At 71.9% G+C, this 24,983-nt stretch carries 25 protein-coding genes; 3 read left to right on the top strand and 22 right to left on the bottom strand.

The annotated features are described in order from the left end of the window. Positions 1-503 precede the first annotated feature (503 nt). From AB0H83_RS21195 to AB0H83_RS21185, 3 genes are all read right to left on the bottom strand, one after another. A complete protein-coding gene (locus AB0H83_RS21195; protein WP_360096351.1) occupies positions 504-1,124 on the bottom strand; it encodes a hypothetical protein in 621 nt (206 codons plus the stop codon). Between the two features lie 71 nt (positions 1,125-1,195). Beyond that, positions 1,196-1,861, bottom strand: coding sequence for a condensation domain-containing protein (locus AB0H83_RS21190; protein WP_360096348.1), 666 nt, complete (start codon positions 1,859-1,861; stop codon positions 1,196-1,198). 76 nt (positions 1,862-1,937) lie between these two features. Next, positions 1,938-2,228 (bottom strand): UBP-type zinc finger domain-containing protein, encoded by a 291-nt coding sequence (locus AB0H83_RS21185; RefSeq protein WP_360096345.1) that lies wholly within the window; start codon positions 2,226-2,228, stop codon positions 1,938-1,940. 101 nt (positions 2,229-2,329) lie between these two features. On the opposite strand from AB0H83_RS21185, the gene AB0H83_RS21180 reads away from it, so the two are divergent. Both AB0H83_RS21180 and AB0H83_RS21175 read left to right on the top strand, forming a co-directional pair. Beyond that, positions 2,330-3,982, top strand: coding sequence for an FAD-dependent oxidoreductase (locus AB0H83_RS21180; protein WP_360096342.1), 1,653 nt, complete (start codon positions 2,330-2,332; stop codon positions 3,980-3,982). 29 nt (positions 3,983-4,011) lie between these two features. Then, a complete protein-coding gene (locus AB0H83_RS21175) occupies positions 4,012-5,442 on the top strand; it encodes an ATP-binding protein (RefSeq protein WP_360096339.1) in 1,431 nt (476 codons plus the stop codon). A 165-nt stretch (positions 5,443-5,607) separates the two neighbouring features. Here the strand turns inward: AB0H83_RS21175 and AB0H83_RS21170 are convergent, their stop codons facing one another. Together AB0H83_RS21170 and AB0H83_RS21165 are read right to left on the bottom strand one after the other, a co-directional pair. Next, a complete protein-coding gene (locus AB0H83_RS21170; RefSeq protein ID WP_360096336.1) occupies positions 5,608-5,877 on the bottom strand; it encodes a hypothetical protein in 270 nt (89 codons plus the stop codon). After that, positions 5,874-6,833, bottom strand: coding sequence for a papain-like cysteine protease family protein (locus AB0H83_RS21165; RefSeq protein WP_360096333.1), 960 nt, complete (start codon positions 6,831-6,833; stop codon positions 5,874-5,876). Before AB0H83_RS21165 ends, AB0H83_RS21170 begins: the two co-directional genes overlap by 4 nt. On the opposite strand from AB0H83_RS21165, the gene AB0H83_RS21160 reads away from it, so the two are divergent. After that, positions 6,789-6,947: a hypothetical protein gene (locus tag AB0H83_RS21160; protein ID WP_360096330.1), complete on the top strand. Its 159-nt coding sequence runs from the start codon at positions 6,789-6,791 to the stop codon at positions 6,945-6,947. The genes AB0H83_RS21165 and AB0H83_RS21160 overlap by 45 nt on opposite strands. Before the next feature lie 10 nt (positions 6,948-6,957). Here the strand turns inward: AB0H83_RS21160 and AB0H83_RS21155 are convergent, their stop codons facing one another. The 17 genes from AB0H83_RS21155 to AB0H83_RS21075 all read right to left on the bottom strand — a co-directional run bounded on the left by AB0H83_RS21155 (position 6,958) and on the right by AB0H83_RS21075 (position 24,879). Then, positions 6,958-8,352, bottom strand: coding sequence for a GH1 family beta-glucosidase (locus AB0H83_RS21155; protein WP_360096327.1), 1,395 nt, complete (start codon positions 8,350-8,352; stop codon positions 6,958-6,960). A 44-nt stretch (positions 8,353-8,396) separates the two neighbouring features. Continuing rightward, positions 8,397-9,398 carry an ABC transporter ATP-binding protein gene (locus AB0H83_RS21150; RefSeq protein ID WP_360096381.1) on the bottom strand — a complete coding sequence of 334 codons (1,002 nt, stop codon included), beginning with the start codon at positions 9,396-9,398 and terminating at the stop codon, positions 8,397-8,399. An 8-nt stretch (positions 9,399-9,406) separates the two neighbouring features. After that, positions 9,407-10,537 carry an ABC transporter permease gene (locus AB0H83_RS21145; protein WP_360096324.1) on the bottom strand — a complete coding sequence of 377 codons (1,131 nt, stop codon included), beginning with the start codon at positions 10,535-10,537 and terminating at the stop codon, positions 9,407-9,409. Position 10,538: 1 nt separating this feature from the next. Beyond that, on the bottom strand, positions 10,539-11,519 hold the full coding sequence (locus AB0H83_RS21140) for an ABC transporter permease (protein WP_360096321.1): 981 nt from the start codon (positions 11,517-11,519) through the stop codon (positions 10,539-10,541). After that, positions 11,516-12,649, bottom strand: a complete 1,134-nt coding sequence (locus tag AB0H83_RS21135; protein WP_360096318.1) for an ABC transporter ATP-binding protein — start codon at positions 12,647-12,649, stop codon at positions 11,516-11,518. The genes AB0H83_RS21140 and AB0H83_RS21135 overlap by 4 nt, the downstream gene beginning before the upstream one ends. Positions 12,650-12,742: 93 nt before the next feature. After that, entirely contained in the window at positions 12,743-14,416 is a 1,674-nt protein-coding gene (locus AB0H83_RS21130; protein WP_360096315.1) for an ABC transporter substrate-binding protein, read from the bottom strand. Positions 14,417-14,562: 146 nt separating this feature from the next. Then, a complete protein-coding gene (locus tag AB0H83_RS21125) occupies positions 14,563-15,564 on the bottom strand; it encodes a LacI family DNA-binding transcriptional regulator (protein WP_360096312.1) in 1,002 nt (333 codons plus the stop codon). A gap of 237 nt (positions 15,565-15,801) precedes the next feature. Continuing rightward, complete coding sequence (locus tag AB0H83_RS21120) at positions 15,802-17,538, bottom strand: protein kinase (protein WP_360096309.1); 1,737 nt, start codon at positions 17,536-17,538, stop codon at positions 15,802-15,804. 102 nt (positions 17,539-17,640) lie between these two features. Next, the gene (gene ppgK / locus AB0H83_RS21115) at positions 17,641-18,396 is read right to left on the bottom strand and encodes a polyphosphate--glucose phosphotransferase (protein WP_360096306.1); all 756 of its coding nucleotides are present in this window, start codon (positions 18,394-18,396) and stop codon (positions 17,641-17,643) included. Positions 18,397-18,473: 77 nt separating this feature from the next. Beyond that, a complete protein-coding gene (locus AB0H83_RS21110; RefSeq protein WP_360096378.1) occupies positions 18,474-18,734 on the bottom strand; it encodes a Prokaryotic metallothionein in 261 nt (86 codons plus the stop codon). A 62-nt stretch (positions 18,735-18,796) separates the two neighbouring features. Then, positions 18,797-20,368 (bottom strand): fused response regulator/phosphatase, encoded by a 1,572-nt coding sequence (locus tag AB0H83_RS21105; protein WP_360096303.1) that lies wholly within the window; start codon positions 20,366-20,368, stop codon positions 18,797-18,799. Positions 20,369-20,402: 34 nt separating this feature from the next. Next, positions 20,403-22,091, bottom strand: a complete 1,689-nt coding sequence (locus tag AB0H83_RS21100; RefSeq protein ID WP_360096300.1) for an ATP-binding protein — start codon at positions 22,089-22,091, stop codon at positions 20,403-20,405. Further along, positions 22,088-22,243: a hypothetical protein gene (locus AB0H83_RS21095; protein WP_360096297.1), complete on the bottom strand. Its 156-nt coding sequence runs from the start codon at positions 22,241-22,243 to the stop codon at positions 22,088-22,090. Before AB0H83_RS21095 ends, AB0H83_RS21100 begins: the two co-directional genes overlap by 4 nt. Continuing rightward, on the bottom strand, positions 22,240-23,253 hold the full coding sequence (locus AB0H83_RS21090; RefSeq protein WP_360096294.1) for an ATP-binding protein: 1,014 nt from the start codon (positions 23,251-23,253) through the stop codon (positions 22,240-22,242). Before AB0H83_RS21090 ends, AB0H83_RS21095 begins: the two co-directional genes overlap by 4 nt. After that, the gene (locus AB0H83_RS21085; protein ID WP_360096291.1) at positions 23,250-23,651 is read right to left on the bottom strand and encodes an ATP-binding protein; all 402 of its coding nucleotides are present in this window, start codon (positions 23,649-23,651) and stop codon (positions 23,250-23,252) included. The genes AB0H83_RS21090 and AB0H83_RS21085 overlap by 4 nt, the downstream gene beginning before the upstream one ends. Further along, positions 23,648-24,055 (bottom strand): STAS domain-containing protein, encoded by a 408-nt coding sequence (locus AB0H83_RS21080; protein ID WP_360096288.1) that lies wholly within the window; start codon positions 24,053-24,055, stop codon positions 23,648-23,650. The genes AB0H83_RS21085 and AB0H83_RS21080 overlap by 4 nt, the downstream gene beginning before the upstream one ends. Beyond that, positions 24,055-24,879 carry an STAS domain-containing protein gene (locus tag AB0H83_RS21075; RefSeq protein WP_360096375.1) on the bottom strand — a complete coding sequence of 275 codons (825 nt, stop codon included), beginning with the start codon at positions 24,877-24,879 and terminating at the stop codon, positions 24,055-24,057. The genes AB0H83_RS21080 and AB0H83_RS21075 overlap by 1 nt, the downstream gene beginning before the upstream one ends. Positions 24,880-24,983: the final 104 nt, after the last annotated feature.

Here is a 24,983-nt window from a genome sequence, read left to right as displayed (position 1 = left end):
CGGCCGGTCATCGGCTAGCGGCCGGTCATCGGCTAGCGGCCGGTCATCGGCTAGCGGCCGGTCATCGGCTAGCGGCCGGTCATCGGCTAGCGGCCGGTCATCGGCTAGCGGCCAGCGGCTCAGGGACAACGGTGAGCGCGGGGATACCTGTGGTGGCGGCTGGCGTGACGTCGCCAGGGGCATAGCGGTGATCACGACCGCCGGCGATGGCGGCGACCGCGGCGAGAGGACCCAGCGCAGGGCAGCAGCGGCCGCCCAGCCACGCGGGCGCCGTCGAACCATCGCTGGGACCATGCCGCAGGCGCTGCGGTCATGCCGTCGAGCACGCCAGCCCGCGACACGGTGGTGGGCGCCGTAGCGGTCGCTCGCGCAGGAATGTCGGCGAACTGCCCAACTCCGGTGCATGCCCCGGTCGGTGCGGCGGCGAAAGGGACGCGCCTGCGGGAATCCGCAATGGAAGCGGCAGGTGTCAGCAACGTTCGCGGGCACCGAAACCGCGCCGGCTAGCTGGCCGCGGTGACCGTGCTGACAGCGGAATTGCCAGCGGGTTCGGTCGCTGGCACCGCGACGGCACCAGGCGTCATGGCGGCACCAGGCGTCATGGCGGCTGCGGACTCCGCGGCGACTGCGGGCTCGATGGCGGCGGCGGTGGCTGCTGCCGCGACGGCGGTCGACTCCATCGTCCACAGCAGGGCTTCGCCGCCGGCGGGCGCGAGGAAGTGACTGTCCAGGTACATGGTGATCGCCACCGCTTCGTCGGAGCCGTCGACGTTGAGCAACAGCGCGGAGGACGGCGCGTCCTGGGTGGCGGTCCAGGCGAACGTGGTGCGCTCCGTGCGGGGCACGTCCTGCAGGGAGCCGCCCAGACGGCGGTCGTTGAGGCTGACGTCGAGGTCGAACTGCGGGCCGCGGTCGGCGACCACACCGGCGATCACCCGGGTGAGGTCGAGCCGGTTGCAGGAGGCGTGCTTGTACGCGGCCAGCGCGGCGCCCTGGGTGCGGCGCAGGACGGTGGCGAAGTCGCCGGAGGTGTCGATGACGCAGAGGCCGGCCTGGGAGACGGGGCAGATCACGCCGGCGAGGCCTGCCCGGAAGCGGTTGCTCGACACGAGGCGCAGGGGCACGACGGTGATGCCGGTGATCTGGGCGAAGGCGACGGCGAACGCGGCGAGCAGCGCCGGGACGGGCTCGGCGCCTACGCGCAGGCGACCTCGCGCAGGGCCACCGGCAGCGCCGTGGAGTGCAGGATGCCGGTCCAGTGGCGCGGACGGCGGGACGGCGGGACGGCGGGACGGCGGGACGGTGGGACGGTGAAGCCTGGCACGGACCGCAGGTGGGTGTCCCAGTGCCGCAGCGCGGCGGCGTTCTGCCGGGCGCGCCGGCGGGCAGCGACCGACGGCGGGCCTGTTCGAGCCGGGGGATGGCCCTGCACCGGGGTGGTGGTGCGGGCGTCGGTCTCGGCCATCATCAGCACCGCGGCGGCGCCGTCGAGCACGAGGTGGGACATGACGAGCACGGCGAAGCGGCACTCGCCGCCGGCGTGGACGACGGCCATGCGGACGGGCCACTCGTGGACGTGGTCGAACGGCGTCGCGCGGTACCGGGCCTCGACCTGCCCGGCGACCTGCGCGGCGACCTCGGCCGGGTCGGAGCCGCCGGCGTCGGCGACCTCCAGGTCGATCTCGCCGCGGCTGCACACGACCTGCCACGGCGGGCCGTCGCCGCGGGGCACGAGCCGGGTGCGCATCGTGTCGTAGCGGCTCATCAGGTACCGCAGCTCACCCTCGACATCACCCAGGGTGGTGCCGGTGGGCAGCGGGTGCGCGCCACCCATCGCGAGGTCCTGGCCGAGGGCCGTCATCTTCAGCCAGATGTCCAGCTGCCCCCATGACAGCGGGCCGGTGCCGGCACCGCCACCGTCACGGCAAAAAAGGGCCTCAGGGGTGGGAGCGCTCCGGCAGGCCGTCGACCTTGAGCAGCGCGTCGTCGGCGTAGCACCAGACCCACTCCTCCCCCGGCTCGAACGACTGGACGAGGGGGTGGCCGGCGCCGTGGTAGTGCGCGGTCGCGTGCTTGGCGGGCGAGGAGTCGCAGCAGCCGACGTGCCCGCAGGTCAGACAGAGCCGCAGGTGCACCCAGCGGCCACCGGAGGCGAGGCACTCCTCGCAGCCCTCGGCGCTGGGCTGGACGTCGTTGATGAGGTCGAGGTGCTCACACGGGTTGCTCACGGAGCACACCGTATCCGGTCGGCGGCCGCCGCAGCGGCGGTCGGCTCACCCTCGATGGGCAGTATTCGTTGAACGCCGAAATGCGTGGTTGGATTAGGTCCATGGCCAAGCCAGCGATCTTGACCGTGGACGACGACCCGGCGGTGTCCCGGGCGGTTGCCCGTGACCTCCGCAAGCAGTATGCGGAGGAGTACCGCATCATCCGCGCCGACTCCGGTCAGGAGGCCCTCGACGCGCTCAAGGAGCTGAAGTTGCGCGGCGAGCAGGTCGCGGTGCTGCTTGCCGACTACCGCATGCCGAACATGACCGGGCTGCAGTTCCTCGAGCACGCGATGGACCTGTTCCCGCGGGCCCGCCGGGTGCTGCTGACCGCGTACGCGGACACCGACGCCGCCATCCAGGCGATCAACGTCGTCGACCTCGATCACTACCTGCTCAAGCCGTGGCACCCGCCGGAGGAGAAGCTGTACCCGGTGATGGACGCCATGCTGGAGGCGTGGAAGGCCGCGCCGGACCGGCCCGTCGTCGACGTGAAGGTCGTCGGGCACCGGTGGTCGGCGCCGTCGTTCAAGGTCCGTGACTTCCTGGCCCGCAACATGGTGTCGTACCGCTGGTACACCACCGACGACGCCGAGGGGCAGCGGCTGCTGGTGGCGGCCGGGCTCACCGGCGCCGACGTGCCGCTGGTCGTGACCCCCGAGGGCAAGACCATGGTCGCGCCGAGCGAGGCGGAGCTGGCGGTGCAGGTCGGGCTGACCACCACGCCGGCGTCGGACTTCTACGACCTCGTCGTCGTGGGCGGCGGGCCTGCGGGCCTTGGCGCGGCCGTGTACGGCGCCTCCGAGGGCCTGCGCACGGTCCTGCTGGAGGAGCGGGCCACCGGCGGGCAGGCCGGGCAGAGCAGCCGGATCGAGAACTACCTCGGCTTCCCCGACGGCGTCTCCGGCGCGCAGCTCACCGACCGGGCCCGCCGCCAGGCGGTCAAGTTCGGCGCCGAGCTGCTCACCGCGTGCAAGGTCACCCGGCTCGCCGTGCAGGGCTCGGCCCGCGTGCTGCACTTCGAGGACGGCACGATGATCGCGGCGCACAGCGTCATCCTGGCCACCGGGGTGTCGTACCGGCGGCTGCACGCACCCGGACTGGAGCAGTTCCACGGCCGCGGCGTGTACTACGGGTCCGCCTCGACGGAGGCGCCGAGCTGCTCCGACCAGGACGTGTACATCGTCGGCGGGGCGAACTCCGCCGGGCAGGCGGCGATGTTCTTCAGCCGGTACGCCAGCCGCGTCCACCTCGTCATCCGCGCCCCCAACCTGGACGCGTCGATGTCGCGCTACCTGATCGAGCAGATCGCCGCGGTACCGACGATCGAGGTCCACCCCTGCACGGAGATCATCGGGGCGGACGGCGACGAGCACCTGGAGCGGCTCACGCTGCGGTCGATGAACACCGGCGAGGAACGCACCGTCGACAGCTCGTGGCTGTTCATCTTCATCGGCGCGGAGCCGCGCACCGACTGGCTCGACGGCGTCGTGCAGCGCGACGAGCGGGGCTTCGTGCTCACCGGCCTGGACATCTCGGCGAGCACCGAGCACGCCGTGCTCGGCCGTGACCCCTATCACCTGGAGTCGAGCGTACCCGGAGTGTTCGCCGCGGGCGATGTGCGCGCAGACTCGGTGAAGAGGGTCGCCTCCGCCGTCGGCGAGGGCGCGATGGCGGTGTCATTGGTGCACCGGTACCTGGTGGAGGGTCAATGAGCGGTCTGGAGCGCAGCGGAGGTGACGGAATGAGCCGGCGGCTGGGCGTCGACGAGCTGCGCAAGCTGTTCCTCTTCGAGGCCCTCGACGACACGCAGCTGGCGTGGCTGGCGGACCGTGGCGTGGCCGTGCCGTACGCGGTCGGCTCGCCCGTCTACCGGGAGGGCGAGGCCGCGACCTGTTTCGTCGTACTGCTGTCCGGCATGGTGAGCCTCAGCCGCAACGTGCACGGCGACGACATCGAGCTCAGCCGCACCGACCAGGTCGGCGTCTACGGCGGCGCGACCCAGGCGTATCTCGGCGACCGGGTCCCGCAGGTCTACAACAACACGATGCACGCGATCACCGACGTCGAGGTGTACGAGCTGCCCGCCGTCGAACTGGGCGCCGCCATGCGCCAGTGGTTCCCGATGGCGATGCACCTGCTCGAAGGCCTGTTCTTCGGCATGCGCAACACCAACAACGCCGCCGCGGAACGCGAACGGCTCCTCGCGCTCGGCGCGCTGTCCGCGGGGCTCACGCACGAGCTCAACAACCCGGCCGCCGCGGCCGTGCGGGCCACCGCCGTGCTGCGCGACCGGATCGCCGGGATGCGACACAAGCTGGCGATGATCGCCGACGGCCGGCTCGGCGGCGAGCAGCTGCAGGGCCTGGTCGAGCTGCAGGAGCGCGCGGTCAAGCTGGCCGCGAACGCGCCGAAGCGCACGGCCCTGGACGCCAGCGACGCCGAGGACGCGATCGGCGACTGGCTCGACGAACGCGGCGTCAACGGCGCCTGGGACCTCGCCCCGACGCTCGTCGCCGGCGGCGTCGACGTGCCGTGGCTGGAGGACGTCAAGCTCTGCGTCGGCAAGCTCGACCTGGAGCCCGCCGTACGCTGGCTGGTCTACACGATCGAGACCGAGCTGCTCATGGGCGAGATCGACGACGCGGTGAGCCGCATCTCCGGCCTGGTGAGCGCGGCCAAGCAGTACTCGCAGCTGGACCGCGGACCGTTCCAGGTCGTCGACGTGCACGAGCTGCTCGACGCCACTCTCATCATGCTCAACGCGAAGATCTCCAAGCGGGGCGTCCGGGTCGTCACCAACTACGACCGGGACCTGCCGCCGATCCCCGCGTACGCCGCCGAGCTCAACCAGGTGTGGACGAACCTCATCGACAACGCGGTCGCCGCCATGCACGGCTCCGGGACGCTGACGATCACCACCTCCCAGGACGGCGACTGCCTCGCGGTCGAGTTCGCCGACACCGGCACCGGCATCCCCGACGACGTGCGCCCACGCATCTTCGAGCCGTTCTTCACCACCAAACCCGTCGGCGAGGGCACCGGCCTCGGCCTGGACATCTCGTACCGCATCGTGGTGAAGAAGCACCGCGGCGACATCAGGGTCACGTCCAGCCCCGGCGACACCCGCTTCACGGTCCTGCTCCCCCTGACGGAGCCGGCCCCGGCCGCCTGACCGGACTCCGCGGCGCGCTGTACGGTGCCGGCACGGCGATCACCCACGCTGCCGCTGGCGGCCGGGTTCGCCGGGGCGGGCATGCTGTTCTTGGCCCCGTGCACGCCGCCGCGGCAGCCCTGCTGGCGCGGCGCCGCAGCCGCTGACCGGTGCGGTGCCGCCCGGTCAGACGCCGGAGCGGTCCGTGAGGGCGATCGGCTGGGCGCCGGCCTTGTGCACGGCGACGACGGCGTCCAGCACGAGCCGCGCGGCGTCGCGGTCCAGCAACGAGTCGGTGTCGAACTCACGCCCCTGCAGGGTCGGCAGGACCGCGGCACCGACCGTGACGTCCTCCATCCGGAACCGGTAGATCCTGCGGTCCTCGCCCTGCTGGAACGTCGCCTCGTACTCGGCGTCTCCGGCGGCGACGACACCGCGCAGGAACCAGCCACTCATGTGGACTCCCTCGTCCTTGTCGGGTTGTACACGGCCACGCCGTTCCAGACGCGGCTGAACTCTTCACCGGTCATGCGGTAGTTGGTACCACCATCCCACGGGTCACGGATCATCATCCGTCCCTCCGCGTCCGTGCCGTCCACGACGACGGCATGCGGCCTCGCGCCGAACGTCTTGAACTCCGCGACCCACGGCCCGGTCGTGTTGAGCACCTGGGCCGCTTGCGGGTGGTCGCCGACGTACCCGCCTTTCCAGTCGTCGCCGAGTTCCGCGGCGAGGTCCGCCATACCGGCTCCCCAGCTGCCGGGGTCCTGGATCGCGTCGATCAGCTCCTGCTGGGAACGCCCGGACACCATCTCTCCGCAGGCCGACACGCACGAGTCGTCCTTGAGCTGGCCCACCGCACCGCCGGGTTGCTCGTCGATCGTCTGCCAGTCACCGCCGGCGCCGGCCCGGCTCTCGGGGTCGACCGGCTCGACCTGCAGATCGGCGGCGTTCGTGACGGAGTCGGCGGCGTTCGTGACGGAGTCGGCGGCGTTCGTGACGGGGTCTGCGGCGTTCGTGACGGGGTCTGCGGCATCCGCCACCTGCACCCCATCCACCGCGTCGGCCGCCACCACCGGATCGGCCACCTCGGCCTGCACCCGCGGGTCAGCCTCCGCGACCGGATCACCGGCCGCGACCTCCGCCTGGGCGCTCGCCGCCGCCGGGTCCGTGGTGTCGGCGGCCGCCGGGTCCGTGGTATCGGCGGCGGCCGCGAACTCCTGCGCGGCCAGCGCGCCGGTCCTCGCGTGCTCGCCGGACTGCTCCCTCTGGACCGCGGTGCCGCCGTCATGCGAGGCGCCGGCCTGCGCGTCGACCGGTTCGAGCGGCCGTCCGGCCTCGACCGCCTTGCCGCCCGCGTGATCGTCGTGCTCCTGCGCCTGTGCCGGCAGCTCGCCGTCGACCTGCTGCACCGCGGTGCCGCCGCCCTGGCCACCCCCGTGGTCCTGCTCGGCGCGGCGGCGCTGACCCGCGCGTCGCTGCTGGGCCGGCAGCAGGGGCCCACAACTCCCCTGCTGCCGGACTGAGCACGAAGCGTCAGGCGCGCAGGGACCTGATGGTGTCGCGGTACCACAGCGCCGACTGCTTCGGGGTGCGCTCCTGCGTGTCGTAGTCGACGTAGACGATGCCGAAGCGCTTGTCGTAGCCGTACGCCCACTCGAAGTTGTCCATCAGCGACCACGCGAAGTAGCCGCGGATGTCCGCGCCCTGCTGGCGGGCGAGGGCGACCGCGCCGATGTGGGAGTCGAAGTAGGCGATGCGGTCGTCGTCGCGGACGAAGCCGGTCTCGTCGGGCTCGTCGTAGAAGGCCGAGCCGTTCTCGGTGACGAAGATCGGCAGCCGGTAGTCCTCCCAGAGGCGCACGAGCAGCTGGGTGAAGCCCTCGGGGACGATCTCCCAGCCCATCGCGGTGATCGGGCGGCCGGTCGGGATGGGGCGGCTCACGGGCAGGCCGGCGGCGTCGTGGGTGTTGCCGTCCTCGTCGACGCCGGAGACGGTCTCGCTGAAGTAGTAGTTGACGCCGAGGACGTCCAGCGGCGTCTTGATGATCTCGAGGTCGCCGTCCTGGACGGGCAGCTCGATGCCCTGCGCGGCGAGGTCGGCGACGAGGTCCGCCGGGTACCGGCCGTGGACGAGAGGGTCGAGGTAGATGCGGGTGCTGAGGGCGTCGCTGCGCCGGGCGGCGTCGCGGTCGGCGGCGCTGTCGGTCTCGGGGGTGCTGACGCCCATGTTGAGGGTGATGCCGAACTCGTGGTGCCCGGCGGCCGCCGCCTTCATGCGCTGGGTGGCGAGGCCGTGGCCGAGCAGGAGGTGGTGCACGGCGTGCATGCTGGCGGCGAAGTCGCGCCGGCCCGGGGCGTGCACGCCGTAGGCGTAGCCGAGCATCGCCGAGCACCACGGCTCGTTGAGCGTCGTCCAGGTCTTGACGCGGTCCTTGAGGGCGTCGAAGACCAGCATGCTGTAGTCCGCGAAGCGGTAGGCGGTGTCGCGGGCGGGCCAGCCGCCGGCGTCCTCCAGCTCCTGCGGCAGGTCCCAGTGGTACAGGGTGATCCACGGCTCGATGCCGTTGGCGAGCAGCTCGTCGGTGAGCCGGTCGTAGAAGCCGAGCCCGGCCGGGTTCACCGGGCCGCGGCCGCGGGGCTGGACCCGCGGCCACGCCACGGAGAAGCGGTACAGGTCGACGCCGAGGTCACGGATCAGCGCGACGTCCTGCGGCATGCGGTGGTAGTGGTCGCAGGCGACCTCGCCGGTGTCGCCCTTGTCGATGGCGTCGGGCACCTCGCAGAACGTGTCCCAGATGGACCGGGTCCGCCCGTCCTCGTCGACCGCGCCCTCGATCTGGTAGGCCGAGGTCGCCACTCCCCAACGGAAGGCAGGCGGGAGTGTGGCGATCGGGTTCTGCACATCGAGGGGTGTCGCGGTCGTGTCCATGGTTCTCCTGTTTCAGTTACTGGGACGTTGTGCCAGCGGCTGGCTCAACCGGCGGTGACCGGATGCAGCCAGCAGGCGACGGTGCGGGGCTCACCGACGTGATCGTCGGGCTTGCCCAGGATCGGCAGCTTGGTCGGGCACGGCTCGAACGCCTTCGGGCAGCGCGGGTGGAACGAGCAGCCGGTCGGCATGCCACGCAGGTCCGGCGGCGAGCCGGGGATGCCGGTCAGCTCCCGCCGTGCGCCGCGCAGCGCCGGGAACGACCGCAGCAGCCCCTCACTGTAGGGGTGCTTCGGGTCGCGGTAGATCGCCGCCGAAGGCGCCTCCTCCACGATCCGCCCGCCGTACATGATCGCAATCCGGTCGGAGAACTCGACCAGCAGCGAGAGGTCGTGCGTGATGAACAGGACCGAGAAGCCGAGCCGCTCGCGCAGCTCGACCAGCTGGCCCAGGATCTGCCGCTGCATGACCACGTCGAGGGCGGTCGTCGGCTCGTCCATGATGACCAGCTGCGGCTCCAGGGCGAGCGCCATGCCGATCATGACGCGCTGGCGCATGCCGCCGGAGAGCTGGTGCGGGTACGCGTCGAGCCGGTCCTCGGCGATGCCGACGAGCCGCAGCAGTTCCTTGGCCCGCGCCAGCCGCCCCGCCTTGGTGGAGGACGGGTCGTGCGCCTTGATGGCGTCCATGAGCTGGACGGACACCTTGTGCACCGGGTTGAGCGAGTTCATCGCGCCCTGGAACACGATCGACGTCTCCGCCCACCGGTGCTTGCGCAGCTCCTGGTTGGACAGGTTGAGCACGTCGTACGGGTCGCCGGTCGGCGGGTGGTAGACGACCGAGCCGTTGGAGACCACGCCGGGCGGCGGGAGCAGCCGGGTGACGCCGTAGGCGAGGGTCGACTTGCCGCTGCCGCTCTCCCCGGCGAGGCCGACGACCTCGCCGCGGTGGATGGTGAGGCTCACGTCGCGGACGGCCTTGACCGACTCCTCGCCGAGACCGTAGTCGACGTCGAGGTTCTTGATCTCCAGCAGCGGCCGGGTCAGGACTTGGGTCATCGCTTCGCTCCATCGGTGCCGGTGCTGTGCCCCTCGACCGTGACGTACCCGAGCCCGCCGCCGGCGGCGTCGTCGGGGTCGTCGGTCGCACGCGGGTGCTTGATCTCGATCTCGGGGGTGGTGTCGGCGCGGCCGCGGATGACGGGGGTGAAGCCGACCCGCATGGTGACCTTGTCGCCGTTCGGGGCGCGCCGCGAGCCGGCGCCGGCGGTGCGCAGCCGGGGGCTGACGAACTCGTCGATGCCGAAGTTGATCAGGCTGAGCGCGGTGCCGAGGAACGCGATGGCCAGACCGGCCGGCACGAACCACCACCAGGCGCCCTGCGCGAGGGCCTGCTGGCCCTGCGCCCAGAACAGGATGGTGCCCCAGTTCCAGGTGGAGACCGACGAGATGCCGATGAACGCGAGCGTGATCTCGGACATGACGGCGAAGATGACGGTGCCGACGAAGCTGGACGCGATGATCGCGGTCAGGTTCGGCAGGATCTCGAAGATCACGATCCGCCAGGTCTTCTCGCCGGTGGCGCGGGCCGCCTCGACGTAGTCGCGCCGCCGCAGCGACAGGGTCTGTGCCCGCAGCACCCGGGCGCCGTACGCCCAGGACGTACACCCGATGACCAGTGCCACGACGATGTCGCCGGCGTTGGTGATGGTCGAGGTGACGATGATGATCAGCGGCAGCGCCGGGATGACCAGGAAGACGTTGGACACCGCCGAGAGGCTCTCGTCGGCGGCGCCGCCCAGGTAGCCGGACGTGACGCCGATGAGGACCGACAGGATCGTGGCGACGATGCCGGCGATCGCGCCGACGAGCACGACGCCGCGGGCGCCGACCAGGATCTGGCTGAAGATGTCCTTGCCGAGGTGGTCGGTGCCGAACCAGTGCGACCCGGACGGGGCCTGCAGCTTGTCGCTGGTGATCAGGTCCGGGTCGTACGGGGAGATCCACGGGCCGATGATCGCGACGAGCACGTAGATGCCCAGGACGATGAGGCCGGTCGCGGCCTTGCCGTTGGAGACGAACCGGAGCCGCTTGCGCTTCGCCTTCGACGCCGGCTTCACGCTCGGCTGGGCCATCGAACCCTGGCCCGGGATCACCTGCTCGATGCTGGACGGGGTGACGGTCATCTCAACCACTCTTTCGGGTGCGCGGGTCGAGCAGCAGGTAGGCCACGTCGGCCAGCAGGTTGGCCACCAGCACCGAGATCGTGATGACCAGGAAGATGCCCTGCATCAGCGGGTAGTCGTAGGCCTGGACGCCCTGGAAGAGCTGGTAGCCGACACCCGGGTAGGAGAACACGATCTCCACCAGCAGGGTGCCGCCGACGATGAAGCCCAGCGACAGCGCGAAGCCGGACACGTTGGGCAGCAGCGCGTTGCGGGCGGCGTAACTGAACGCGACCCGGCGGTCGGACAGGCCCTTGGCGTGCGCGACGGTGATGTAGTCCTCCGAGGCCACGGTGACCATCATGTTGCGCATGCCGAGGATCCAGCCGCTCATCGAGGAGATGAGGATCGTGGCGGCCGGCAGGATGCTGTGGTTGATCGCGCTGGGGATGAAGTACGCGTCCCAGGCCGGCACCAGGCCGGGGGTGAAGCCGCCGGAGGACGGGAACCAGCTGCCGGGCCCGGCGAGCAGCGCGATCGCGACCAGCCCGAGCCAGAAGTACGGCACCGACGACAGGAACGTGGTGGCCGGCAGCAGGCTGTCGATCCAGGAGCCGCGCTTCCAGCCTGCGCCGACGCCCAGGGCGGTGCCGATGAGGAAGCTGAGGATGGTGGTGATGCCGACCAGGCCGACCGTCCACGGCAGGCTCTGGCTGATCACCTCCGACACCGGCGTGGGGAAGAACGTGAACGACAGGCCGAGGTCGCCGTGCAGCAGCTGCTGCCAGTACTTGATGTACTGGTCCCACAGGCTCTGGTTCTTGTCGAGGCCGAACAGCACCTCGAGGGAGTGGATCGCGTCGCTGGACAGCCGGCCCTGGTTCTTGGAGATCAGGGAGCTGACCGGGTCGCCGGGCATGACCCGCGGGATGAAGAAGTTCAGGGTGATCGCCGCCCACAGCGTGAACAGGTAGAAGGCGAAGCGTTGCAGCAGGAACTTCATCGTGCCTCCTCCGTCAGCGTCAGGGCCGGCGGCGTGGGGATGGCGGAGCTGCCGTCGGCGGCCGAGCCGATGCCCTCCTTGGCGACGGTGTCCGCGTCGTAGAGCCAGCAGGCCGCCCAGTGCCCCTCGCGGTCGCCGATCTCCAGCCGCGGCGGCAGGTCGACCTTGCAGCGGGGCATGGCGTGCGGGCAGCGCGGGTTGAACCGGCAGCCGGCCGGCGGCCGGATCAGGCTCGGCGGCTCGCCGTTGCCGCGGTCCATGACCGTCGGGTCGGCGATGCCCTCGATGCGGTCCGGGTCGGGCGCGGACTCGATCAGCAGCCGCGTGTAGGGGTGCGCGGGGTTCTGGGTGACGGTCTCGCTGTCGCCGCCCTCGACCATGCGGCCGGCGTACATGACCATCGTCTCGTCGGCGAAGTAGCGCGCCGAGGCGATGTCGTGCGTGATGTACAGGATGGCGAGGTTCAGCCGCTCCTTGAGGTCCCGCAGCAGGTTCAGGATGCCCAGGCGGATCGACACGTCGAGCATGGAGACCGGCTCGTCGGCGAGCAGGGCCTCCGGGTCGGCGCCGAGGGCGCGGGCGATCGCGACGCGCTGGCGCTGGCCGCCGGACAGCTCGTGCGGGAACTTGTCCACGTAGCGCTCGGGCGGGGTGAGGCTGACCCGGGTGAGCAGGTTGGCCAGGGCCACCTCGAGGTCGGCGGCGGTCTTGCCGGCGTTGCCGTGGATCTTCAGCGACCGGGTCAGGTGGTAGCGCACGGTGTGCACGGGGTTGAGCGAGCCGAAGGGGTCCTGGAAGATGAGCTGCACGCGCTTGACATAGCTGCGGAAGCCGCGACCGCCCTTGACGGTGGTCGACTTGCCGTGCAGCAGGATGTCGCCGCCGGTGCGCGGGTAGAGCTGCGCGAGCAGCCGGGCGACGGTGGACTTGCCGGAGCCGGACTCGCCGACCAGTGCCGTGACCCTGCCCCGTCGCAGGGTGAAGGAGACGTCGTCCACCGCGTGGACCGCTGCCTTGGTGCCGGAGAAGAGGTCACGCAGCCGCCTGCGGACGGGGAAATGCTTGGTCAGGCCGACGGCCTCCAGCACCACCTCGCCGACCGGCGCCGCCGTGCTTTCGCTCAACGTCATGCCGATGTTCCTGTCTTAGGGGTGTGGTCACGGGGTGCCGCTCCCCGGGCGGCCCTCGCGGGCCACCCGGGGAGCGGTGTCACTTGCGACCGGTCAGGAGGCCGGCTTGAGGTGCAGGATCACGTCGAGCGCGTTGGCCTGGGTGGGCTGGGCCGCGCCGTAGGGGTTGGCGTCGTCCGGCCATCCGACCCAGTTCTTGGTGGAGTAGGCCCCACCGACATTGTCGGCGCCGACCGGGATCATCGGCATGTGCTCCACGAAGATCTTCTGCAGGGTGTTCATCGCCTGCACCCGGACCGCGTCGTCGGTCGCCGACTGGTAGTCGCGCAGCGCCTTGGTGGCCTCGGGGTTGTTGAAGCGGCCGAAGTTACCGGCCGGGCTCGCGGTGCCGATCGGCTTGAGCAGGTCGCCGTCCATAATCGTCTGGTAGATGTCGTACGGCGTGTTGCCGCCGTTGGTCCACCGGAAGCCCGCGTCGAACTGACCGGCCTCGACGTTCTTGAACCACGCGTCCTGGTTGGCCTTCTCGACCGTCGCCTCGATACCGATCTTGGCGAGGTTCGCCTTCACGATCTCCAGCGAGGTCTGGTAGTCCGACCAGCCGGCGGGGTCGGTCAGCGTGAGCGTGACGGCCTTGCCGGTCTTGTCCTTGAGGGTGGTGCCCTCGTACTTGTAGCCGTTCGCGGTCAGCAGGGCCTTGGCGCCCTCGATGTCGATCTTGTAGTCCTTGCCCCTGAACTCCGGCGCGAGGAACGCGTCGCCGGCCGGGCTGGGCAGACCGGTCACGCTCTTCACCAGCGGGTGGAAGTAGCCGGCCTCGGCCGTGTTGAAGATGTCGTCACGGTCGATGACCATGCTCATGGCCACGCGCAGGTTCTTGTCGTCGAACGGGGCCTTGGTGGTGTTGATGTACAGGCCGTGGATGCCCAGGACCGGCGGGGCCCAGATCTTGTGGTGCGCGGCGTCCTTGTCGATGAAGACCGTCTTCACGTTGGGGATGAAGACGAAGCTCCACTCCGACTCACCGTTGGCCAGCGCGGTGGTCTGCGCGTTGTTGTCGGTGTAGGAGGTGTAGCGCAGCTCCTTGACGGCCGGCAGCGCCTGCCAGTAGCCCTTGTCCTTGGCCACCAGGGTCGCGGTCTGCGGGGTGAAGGACTTGAGCTTGTAGGGGCCCGAGCCGATCGGGTCCTTGGCGAGCTCCGACTTCGGGTCCGACACCTTCTCCCAGATGTGCTTGGGGACGATCGGCACCTGGGCGATGGCCTTGTGCTGGCTGACGAACTGCGGGTTCTTGAACGTGATGGTCACGTCCGAGCCGCTGACCGTCGCGTCGGTGATCGTCAGACCACCGGTGTTGAGGGCGTCGTTGTCGCGGACCAGCTTGTAGGTGAACGCGACGTCCTCGGCGGTGACCTTCTGGCCGTCGGTCCACTCCGCGTTGTCGCGGACGGTGACCTTGACCGACGTGTAGTCCTTCGACCACTCCGCCTTCGTGGCGAGCCACGGCTTCATCGGGTCGGCCGGCTTGACCGGGTTCCACATCATCAGCGGCTCGTAGAGGGCCCACTTGTAGCCCGACTTCGAGGACGCGGACGTGCTCAGGAACGGGTTCTGGTTCTCGGTCTGCGGGCCGTTCGGCATGCCGACATTGAGGACCGTCGTGCCCTGCTTGGCGTTCTGCTCGTTCTTCGACTCGCCGCAAGCGGCGAGCGCGCCGGTCGCGAGCAACCCGGCGAGGCCGAGCACAACGGAGCGTCTGGTATGCACGGGGGTGTCTCCTTACGTACCTGGATCGACAGGTGGGGCGGGCATTCGGGGTATGACGACGGGGCCTTCTTGCGGCAGGTCCCGCCCTTTGGTGCGGTGTCGGTGGTGCTGGGTGGTGCTGGGTGGTGCTGGGTGGTGCGCTCGGGCTACGCCGGGACGGTCGAGGACCGCACGACGAGCGTGGTGGACAGGATGTTGGGCTCATTCGTCAACGGCGTGCCGTCGAAGTGCGCGATGAGCCGCCGGGCCGCCGTCTCGCCCATCTGCCGCATCGGCTGGCGGATGGTCGTGAGCGGGGGCTCGGTGTGCCCGGCGTGGACGATGTCGTCGAAGCCCACGAGGGCGACATCTCCCGGCACCGTGCGGCCCGCCTGGCGCAGCGCCTGGAGGGCGCCGGCGGCGGACAGGTCGTTGTGGGCGAAGACGGCGTCGAACTCGAGGCCCAGACCCAGCGCCTGCCGGATCGCCTGGGCGCCGCAGTCGTAGGTGAAATCGCCCTCCGTCACGTAGCGCGGGTCGACCGGGTGCCCGGCGGCCGCGAACACGTCGACGAAGCCGCCGAGCCGGTCCTGCGTGCAACCGAACTTCTCGGATCCGGTGATCACCAGGGGGCGCCGCCGGCCGATCTCGAGCAGGTGCCGGGCGGCGAGGGCCCCGCCGGCCCGGTTGGTGGTCCCCACCGACGGCATGAGCGGCTTGTCGCCACGGTCGTCGATGAGCACCACCGGCAGGCCGCCGGCGTACAGGTCGGCGAGGTAGTCCAGGGTGCCCTCCGGCTCGATCGCCAGCAGGCCGTCGAAGGCCTTGCCGGAGACCTGCGCGGAGAACTGGCGCATCGACTCGGCGCCACGGTTGCAGGTGAACAGCAGCAACCCGTAACCCTCCGCCTCGACGACATCCAACGCTCCCTGCACGATCTCGCCCATCCACGGCCAGATCAGCGACGGCACCAGCATCCCGATGACCCTGGTGTGCCCACGGGCGAGGTTGACCGCCCGCGCGCTGGGCGTGTAGCCCAACTCGTCGATGACCCTCCGCACCCGTGCCGCGGTCGACTCGTCGACCTCGCCCTTGCCGTTGAGCACCCGCGAGACGGTGGTCTTGCTGACCCCGGCTCGGGACGCGACGTCGGCGATGGTGATCGGCACGTCGGCATCCTCTCTGTGAGAGCGCTTTCTGGCAAGAGAGCGTTTTCTGGAACCGGTTCCGCAACCGGTTCCGGCACACTAAATCTGATCCCGGACAGTGGTGTCAATAACACGGTGGTAACGAAAGTTAACGTCCGGGAAAAGCTTGCCAAGCCCTCGGGCCGTGGTGTTTGCTCGGCAAGCACGTCGATACGCGGGCGCTCGCCTCGGCGCCGCGGGCCGGTTCGCGAAAGCGCTCTACCGGCCGGGCAGGTGGATGACCGTGCCGGTGCTCAGCGGCTGCTGCTTGACGACCAGCACGTCGAACCTGAGACCCTTCGGCACGTCGAAGACGAGGGTGCCGACGACCGGTTTGCCCGCTTTGATCTCGCCGTACAGCGGCCGGGTCGCCTCGTTGTAGAGCCACGACCACTCGTCGGGCTTGTGCTCGTTGCCCTCGGTGTCGCGCAGCCGCTGCGACCCCTGCCAGATGCGGGTGCCGCCGGTGCCGAGGTTCTCCACCTTGATCTCCACCAGGCAGAACTGGCCTTGCGCCTGCTTGACCACCGGCCACTGCCCGACCTGCGCGGCGCCGCACTCGAAGCCCACGACGGTGAAGCGGACCCCGCCGTCGGTGGCCACCGGGCTCGGCTTGCGCGACGGCGCCTTGCTGACCGGCGCCGCGGTGCTCGGGCCCGCCTGCGGGTCACCGTCGCCGCCGGAGCCGGCGAGGTTGACCACACCCCACAGGCAGCCCAGCACGATGAGCACCGCCACCACGGCGCTCACGGCCCGCCCGACGCGCGGCGGCCGCCCGCGCGGCGGCGGGGGCAGCGGCGGCAGCGGGGGCAGCGGACCGGCCGGGCCGCCGTGGTGGCCCGCGTACTGGGACGCCGGGCCGGTGCCGGCGGTCGGATCGAGCACCGTCGGGCTGACCGGTACCGGCGACACCGGCATCCCCGCCGGATACGTGCCCTGATGCCCGCCGGGCGCGCCGTGCACGGCGGTCGGCGAGACCGGCACGACGGGCGCCGCGCCCGGCGCGAACCGGCCCGGGCGGCGGCCCGCCGGCGAGGGGCCGGGCCACGGCGCCGCGCCCCGGACCCTCGCCGTGGCGTCAGCGGAGCCGCCAGGGCCGCCAGGACCCTTGTGACGGCCCGGATCGGCGCGTGGGGAGGTGACATGCACCGCGGCGGGGTCGTCGTCGCCGACGAGCGCCAGGAGGACCTGGCGGGCCGTCGGGCGGGCGGCCGGATCGTGCCGCAGGGCGCGGCCGACGACCTCGGCGAGCCCGGGCGCCAGCCCCGCCGGCAGGCCCGCCCGCGTCGGGCCGGCCGGCATGACGCCCGTGCCCGCCCACGCGACGAGGACGCCCCACGCGTACACGTCGGACGCCTGGCTCGGCGGGGCGCCCCGCTCCTGCTCGGGCGCGAGCCAGCCGGGCGTGCCGAACAGCTGCCCGGCGGGCTGGCCGGCCGGCTGCCCGCCGGGGCCGGGGTGGCTCAGCAGGCGGGCCACGCCGAAGTCGATGACCTTCGGGCCGAACGGCGACAGCAGCACGTTGCGCGGGCTGAGGTCGGCGTGCACGAGCCCGACGGCATGGATCGCGGTCAGCGCCGCGGCGACCCCCACGGCGACCGCCTCGACCTGCCCGCCGAGCGGGCCGTTGACGGTCGCGTAGTCGTGCAGGGAGGGCCCGGAGACGTACTCGGTCACCAGGTGCGGCACCGGGCCGTCCAAGGCCACGTCGAGCACCCGCGCGGTGCAGAAGCCCGCGACCCGCGACGCGGCGGCGGCCTCGGCCGCGAAGCGCTGCCGGAACTGCGGGTCGCCGTGCCAGGCCGGGTTGATGACCTTCAGCGCGACCCGGCGCTCATCGGGTCCGGCGGCGAGGTAGACGGTGCCCATGCCGCCGACGCCGAGCACGCCGAGCAGCCGGTAGGACCCGACCGTGGTCGGGTCTTCGGCACGCAACGGCGCGGGCATGTCCCCCATGCGACCCATCGTGCCCTATGCCCGCACCCCCGCAGGCACGACCGTCCCGTCAGCACCCCCGCGGGCGCCGGCGGGGCGGCACCGGCCCAGCGGTGCGGCAGCTCAGTGCGCCCGGCGCGAGGCGAGCAGCGCGGCGCCGACGATGCCGGCGTTGTTCTGCAGCGCGGCCGGGACGACCCTGGTGGGCACGGACACGTGGTGCAGCCACTTGTCGGTCTTCCTGCTCACGCCGCCGCCGATGATGATCAGGTCCGGCCACAGCAGCGAGTGCAGGTGGCGCAGGTACACCTGCACCCGCTCGGCCCAGTCGGACCAGCTCAGGTCGTCGGCCTCGCGGACCCGGTCGGAGGCGTAGTCCTCCGCGTCGCCGCCGTGCAGGTGCAGCCCGGTGAGCTGCAGGTGGCCGAACTCGGTGTTGGGCACCAGCCGCCCGTCGATGAACAGGGCGCTGCCGATGCCCGTGCCGAGGGTCACCATGACGACCAGGCCGCCGACGCCCTTGCCGGCGCCGTACTCCAGCTCGGCGACCCCGGCGGCGTCGGCGTCGTTGAGCACCGTCACCGGCCGGCCCAGCGCCTCGCTGAACAGCTGCTCCGCGGGCGCGTCGACCCAGGACGCGTCGACGTTCGCGGCGGTCTTCGTCACGCCGTGCTGGACCACCGCCGGGAACGTGATGCCGACGCTGCTCGCCGGCGGGAACTGCGCGACGACCTGCGCGACCGTCTGCACGACGGCGGTGGTGTCAGCGGGCTGCGGGGTCTCGATGCGGTGCCGGTCGGCGGTGAACTCGCCGGTCGCCAGGTCGACCGGCGCCCCCTTGATGCCCGAACCGCCGATGTCGATACCCAGGACCACCACAGCTGCTCCTCCGCGACGCGTGCCTCATCCAATGCCCTGCTGCACGAAAACCCAATCATGCGGGGCATCGGGCACGCTCACCCGGGGTACGCCCCCACCGTGTCGCGGATCTCCGCGCCGAGCCCCTGGTCGGCCGTGCGGGCGCAGTGCGCGCAGCAGTAGAAGCTCCCGGACACCTCCGCGCCGTGCCCGACGATCCTGGTGCCGCAGTGCTCGCAGACCGGCGCGAGCCGGTGGATCGCGCACTCGAAGGAGTCGAAGACGTGTACGCCGCCGCCGACCGTCCGGATCTCGAACGCCATGTGGTAATCGTTGCCGCAGGTCTCACAGACCGCCATGATGAAGCCCCCCATTCGTCTCACCGCAGCGTCTGCGGTCACGGGGGTGCCGTGCAACCGGTTCAGGGAAAATCCACCCTGCGGATCACGAGCAGGGCCACGTCGTCGTCGCGGGAGCCCGCGCCGAGGTCGTTGAGCAGCCGGTCGCAGAACTCTTCCAGGTCCGGGCCGACGTCGGCGACCGCGAGGCACAGCGCCTCCAGGCCCTCGTTGAACGTGTGCCCGCGCGACTCGATGAGCCCGTCGGTGACCAGCACCAGGGTCTCCCCCGGCGCCAGGGTCAGCGGCGTCTCCGCGTCGTGCGGGGTCGGCACGCCCAGCAGCGCGACCCGCCCCTCCACCGGGGTGACCCGCCCGTCGAGGATCCGCAGCGGCGGCGGGTGCCCGGCGTTGGTGAGCCGGACCTGCCCGCTGCCCGGGTCCATGCGCAGCAGGCACATCGTCGCGATCTCCTCCGGCAGCAGCCGCAGCATCATCCGGTTGAGCCGCTCCATGCTCGGCCCCGGCGAGGCGTCCTCGACCAGGTACGCGCGCAGCGCGTGGCGCACCTCCGCCATGATCGTGGCGGCCCGCAGCGAGTGCCCGGCGACGTCGCCGATCGCCGCGACGAGCTGACCGTCCACCACCATGATCTCGTAGAAGTCGCCGCCGACGGACGCGTGCTCGCTCGCCGGCTGGTACCGCACCGCGATCTGTACCCCGGGCACCGCCGGCAGCCGCCGCGGCAGCATGCTCTGCTGCAGCGTCAGCGCGGTGCGCCGCTCCTCGTCGTAGCTGCGCAGCGCCTCCACGGCGAGCGCGACCGCCTGGCCGAACTGGCGCAGCAGGTCCGCGTCGTCGTCGTCGAACCCGGCGGCGGGCACCGCGACGTGCAACGGCTCCCGGCCCGCCTTGGCCCGTGCGACGAGCCGCCACACCGCGCCCGGCCACCAGGGGCCGGTCTCCTGCCGGAACAACACGGTGCCGGCCTGCCCGGCGAGCGGGTCCGTCTCGTACGGCTCCCGCATCGCCGGGCGCAACTGCGCCGCGCCGTCCACGGCGTCGACCTGTACCGCGATCGGTCCCGACTCCTGCGACGCGGCGGCGACGGCGGCCGGGCCCTCGAACACCCGCGCGGCGCCGGTCGCGGCGGCCACCAGCAGGTCCGGCAGGCTGGTCGTGGCGTTGAACGCGGTCGTGGTGTCCACCAGCCGGGTGAGCCGCCCGGCGAGGCGCTCGGCGCGGCGGCGGGCCCGGTACTCCCGCAGCTTCGCCCGGACCGTGGCCAGCAGCTCGTCCGGGTCGATCGGCTCGGCCAGGTACGCGTCCGCACCCCGGTTGAGGCCCTGCGTGCGGTCCACCACATGCACGGCCGTCGCCGAGATGTGGATGACCGGCACCGCGGAGGTGCGCGGGTCCTCCTTGATGCGCTCGGCGACCTCGAAGCCGTCGATGTCGGGCAGCCGCACGTCGAGCACGACCAGCTCCGCGCGCAGGCCGGCGCCGCCGGGCACACCGTGCAGCAGGGCGAGGGCCTCCGTGCCGGTCGCCGCCTCGACGACCCGGTGCCCGTCGCGGCGCAGCCAGCTGGTGATGACGTACCGCTTCGACGGGCTGTCGTCCACCACGAGGATGTCGGCGGCGTCCTCACTCATGCCGCCACCTCCGCCGCGCCTCGCCGCGGGCCGGTCATGCCGTGGCCTGGGCGACCGCGTCGGCGACGAGCCGGCGCGTCAGCGACGACTTCGCCAGGACCGCGGCGGCGCCGTCGACCCGCGTCACGTCCGCGCCCGTCACCACCACCACGGGGATGCCGGCGGTCTGCGGTGCCGCGGCCATCCGGGCGATCAGGTCACCGCCGTCACCGCCGGGCATCCGCAGGTCCAGGAAGATCACCGACGGCCGTTCGCGGGACGCGATGGCGAGGGCGGCGCGGGCGTCGGCCGCCTCGTGGACCTGCCCGGCGATGCCGCTGAGGTGCTCGCGCAGCACCTGCCGGGCGGCCGCCTCGTCGTCCACGACCAGCACCGACGGCACGTGCGGCAGGTCTGCGTCGTCCTCCGGCGGCGGGCGCAGCGGCAGGTCGAGCGTGAACGTGCTGCCCTCCCCCGGCTCGCTGACCATGCTCAGCCCGCCGCCGAGCAGGGTCGCCAGGCGCCGCGCGTAGGGCAGCCCGAGCCCGGTGCCGCCCGCCTGGTGGGCGCCGCGCACCTGATGGAACTCCTCGAAGACGCGGCGCTGCTCGGCGAACGGGATGCCGATGCCGGTGTCGGCGACCGCGATGTGCAGCCGCCCGTCCAGCACCAGCGCGCCCATGCTGACGGTGCCGGCGTCGGTGAACTTCAACGCGTTGGTGAGCAGGTTGCGCAGGATCTGGGTGAGCAGCAGCTCGTCGCTGACCAGCTCGACCGGGCCGGGCTCGGCGACCTCCAGCTGCACGCCCGGCTTGGCCAGCGGTCGCAGCGTGCCGCGCAGCTGGCCGAAGACCGCGGCCAGGTCGACCGGCGCCCAGCCGGGCTCGATCCGGTTCGACTCGGCCTTCGCCAGGTCCAGCAGGTCGTTGACCCGGGCCAGCAGATCCGCGGCGGAGCCCTGCACCAACTCCAGCTGGTGGGTCTGCTCGGCGGTCAGCGGCTCGGAGCGCGGGTCGAGCAGCAGCCGGACCAGCCCGATGATCGCGGTGACCGGCGCGCGCAGCTCGTGCGACACGTTGGCCAGGAAGCGGCTCTTCGCCTCGTTCGCCTCGCGCAGCTGGGCGGAGCGTTCGTCCAGCTCGGCGTACAGGGCGACGACCCCCTGGTTGGTCTGCTCCAGCTCCTCGGACAGCTGCGTGTACAGCGCCATCACCCCGCGGTTGGTCTCCTCCAGCTCCGCGTTGAGGGTGAGCAGCTCGTCGCGGTGCGCCTGGACCTCCTCCAGGGCCGCGACCAGTTGCCGGTTCTGCACACTGAGCTCGTCCAGCGCGGTCGTCGGCCGGCTCTGCGCCAGCGTGTCGCGCGCCTCGACCAGCCGCTCCGGTCCGACCTGGGCGGGCAGCCCGCGCGTCAGGCTGATCCGGTCCCGTTCCACGTACACCTCGTCCATCAGCCGGCCCGCAGCCGCCGTTCCCTCCGGCGGACTGATCCCGATACCGTCCGCTGCTACCACGATGACCAGCCGGGCCCGCTCGGAAACCTCGGCGGTGAAGGTCACCGCGGCGCCGATGGCGTGGCGGCCGATCTCGCTGAGCGCGGTGGCGACCCTGACCTGATCCTGCTGCTCCATGCCGACGGCGGCCGCGACCTCCCGGCCCCGCTGGCGCAGCACGAACACGTCCTGGTCGGTGCGCAGCACCATCCGCAGCAGCGGATCCGGCAGCTGGACAGCGTCCGCGGTCACGCCGCCACCCCCGCGACCGCCGGGCCGGTGCCGGGGCCACCACTGCCGTGCTGCGGGCCGGGGGCACCACTGCCGCGCTGCGGGCCGGTCACGCCGCCGGTGTGCCGCGGGCCGGTCGGGGCGCCGCTGCCGTTGCTCTGCGACGCGGTCACGGCCGCACCACCGCCACGCAGGCGTCGTCGCGGCGCACGCCGGCGTCGCGCAGCAGCGTGGCGGCGATGAGCAGCGGGTCCTGCCGGCTGAGCCCCGGGTAGTCCCGCAGCGTCCAGCGGTCCGACACGCCGTCGGAGTGCAGCACCACGACGGCCTCCGGGGTCAGCTCGTAGCCGAACTCGCGGACACCGCGCGACTGGTGCCCGACGATCCCGGGCATGCTCACCATGCCGCGCCGCTCCCCGTCCGGGGTGGCGATCGTGCCGGCCACGTTGCCCAGGCCGGCGAAGCGCAGCGTGTCGCCCTCCACCCGGGCCACGGACACCGCCGCGCCGCGGGTGTGCGACACGACCCGGTGCAGGTGCTCCAGGATCGCCCCGGGCGCGTCCAGCGAGCTGCCCAGGAACGCGTCGACGACGGCGCTCGCCGCCGCGGCCGCGAGCGCGCCGTGGCCGAGGCCGTCGGCGACGAGCAGCAGCAGCGCCGAGCCGTCGCGGCGGGCCGCCCAGCGGTCCCCGGACACCGGCTCGCCGGTGAGCGGCCGGGTCAGGCCCGCGACCACCGGCACGCCCCGCGGGCTGCGATCCTGCCACAGCTGCGCGGTCAGCACGGTGCCCCGGCCGGGCAGCGAGTAGCCGCCCGAGTACGTGGACAGCCGCCGGACCGCGCCGAGGCCGATGCCGAGGGTGCCGGCGGTCGACGTGCCGTCGGCGCCGCTGAACACCAGGTCGGCCATGCCGGGTCCGCCGTCGACGGAGACGAGCTCGATCCCGCCGGCGGCGGCGGTGCGCAGGCAACGCACCGACAGGGCGCCGGCGTCGGCATGCCGGTGCAGGTTGCTCGCCAGCTCGGCGGCGACGATGGAGACCTCGCCGGCCCGCTCCTCGCTGAAGCCGAGCCGGTTGGCGCAGTCGGCGGCCACCCGCCGGGCGATGCCGGCCGCGCCGGCATCGTCGACCGGGATCCAGCCGAGCTCCTCGACCAGGGGCACGTCGATCGGCGTCGTCACCGGGCCCACTTCGTCACCGTGATCCTCGTGCCCTCGCCGGGCGCGGTGACGATGTCGAACTCGTCGACGAGCCGGCGCGAGCCGCTCAGGCCCAGGCCGAGACCGCTGCCGGTGGTGTACCCGTCGGTGAAGGCCAGCCCCAGGTCGGCGATGCCCGGCCCGGTGTCGACGAACTCGGCGCGCACCCCCGCCCGGCGGCCGTTGTGCACCTGCTCGACGGTCGCGTGCCCGCCGCCGCCGTGAATCAGGGTGTTGCGGGCCAGCTCACTCGCCGCGGTGACGAGCTTCGTCTGGTCGACCAGCGGCAGTTTCGCGGCGAGCGCGATCACCCGGACCGCCTGACGCACCCGGACCACGTCCTTGTCGTCGGCGATCGGCAGCACCTGCGGCTCCGTCATTCGGGCACGTCGTCCGATCCGCTGACCCTGAGCAGGCCCACGCCGCGGATCTGCCGGGTCTCGGCGAGGATCGCCAGGGCCTTGTCGACGTTGAGCGCGGTGCGCACGCCGTTGAGCGACAGCCCCAGCTCCACCAGGGTGATCGCCACCGCGGGGCGCATGCCCACCACGACCGTCTCGGCGTCCAGGACCCGGGACACCGCCGCGATCGTCGACAGCATCCGGCCGATGAACGAGTCGACGATCTCCAGGGCGGAGATGTCGATGATGACGCCGTGCGCGCCGGTCTCCACGATGCGGTCGGACAGGTCCTCCTGCAGCTGCAGCGCCGACTGGTCGTCGAGGTCGATCTGGATCGAGACCAGCAGGATCTCGCCGATCTTCAGGACTGGGACGCGGTCCATCAGACCGCCTTGTCCCGGCTCGCCCGGCGGACGACCTCGACGCCGCTGGCGCGCATCGCGTGCAGCAGCGCGTCGGCGAGGTTGGCCTTGGTCACGATGTCGCCGAACTCGATGCCGAGCGCGACGACCGTCTGCGCGATCTGCGGGCGGATACCGGAGATGATGCACTCGGCACCCATCAGCCGGGCCGCCACCACCGTCTTGAGGATGTGCTGCGCGACCTGGGTGTCGACCGCCGGGACGCCGGTGATGTCGACGATCGCGTAGCCGGAGCCGGTGTCGACCAGGGTCTGCAGGAGCTTCTCCATGACCACCTGGGCGCGGGCGGAGTCCAGCGTGCCGACCAGCGGCACCGCCACGACCCCCTCCCACAGCTTCACGACCGGCGTCGACAGCTCCAGCAGCTGCTCGGTCTGGTCGGCGATCACCGACTCGCGGGTCTTGGTGTAGGTCTCGAACGTGAACAGGCCCATGTCGTCGACGAGCAGCGACAGCTGCAGGAAGTCCTTGAGCGTCTGGTCGGTCTGGCCGGACCCGGTGAGGTTGAGCACGACCTCCTTGACGGTGAACACGAGGCTAGCGGTCTCGCTCGGGGTGAAGCCCTGCCGGGCCCACGCGCGCGACAGCTCCGCGAGCACCGCCCGGGACTCGCCACCGTGATCGCCGGTCAGCTCGCCGTCGCCGGTCGTGCTCAGCAGCGCCAGCAGCGCGCTGTAGACGTCGCGCACCTGCCGGGCCAGCTCGGCATTGGTCAGCCGGCCGCGCAGCGTGCGGGCCGCGATCTCCGTCCACTGCTGCACGAGCGTTTCCTCGTGCGTCCCCAGGAACGCGGTCAGCCGCTGCCGCGCCTCGGCATCCACCTTCACCCGTGATCTCCTTCTGTCTGCCGTCGGACCAGACGGTACCGCCCCAGGCCACCCGCCGCGAA

This window comes from Dactylosporangium sp. NPDC050688 (assembly GCF_040654515.1).
Classification (GTDB): Bacteria; Actinomycetota; Actinomycetes; order Mycobacteriales; family Micromonosporaceae; genus Dactylosporangium.
This window is presented reverse-complemented; position numbering and strand designations above follow the sequence as displayed.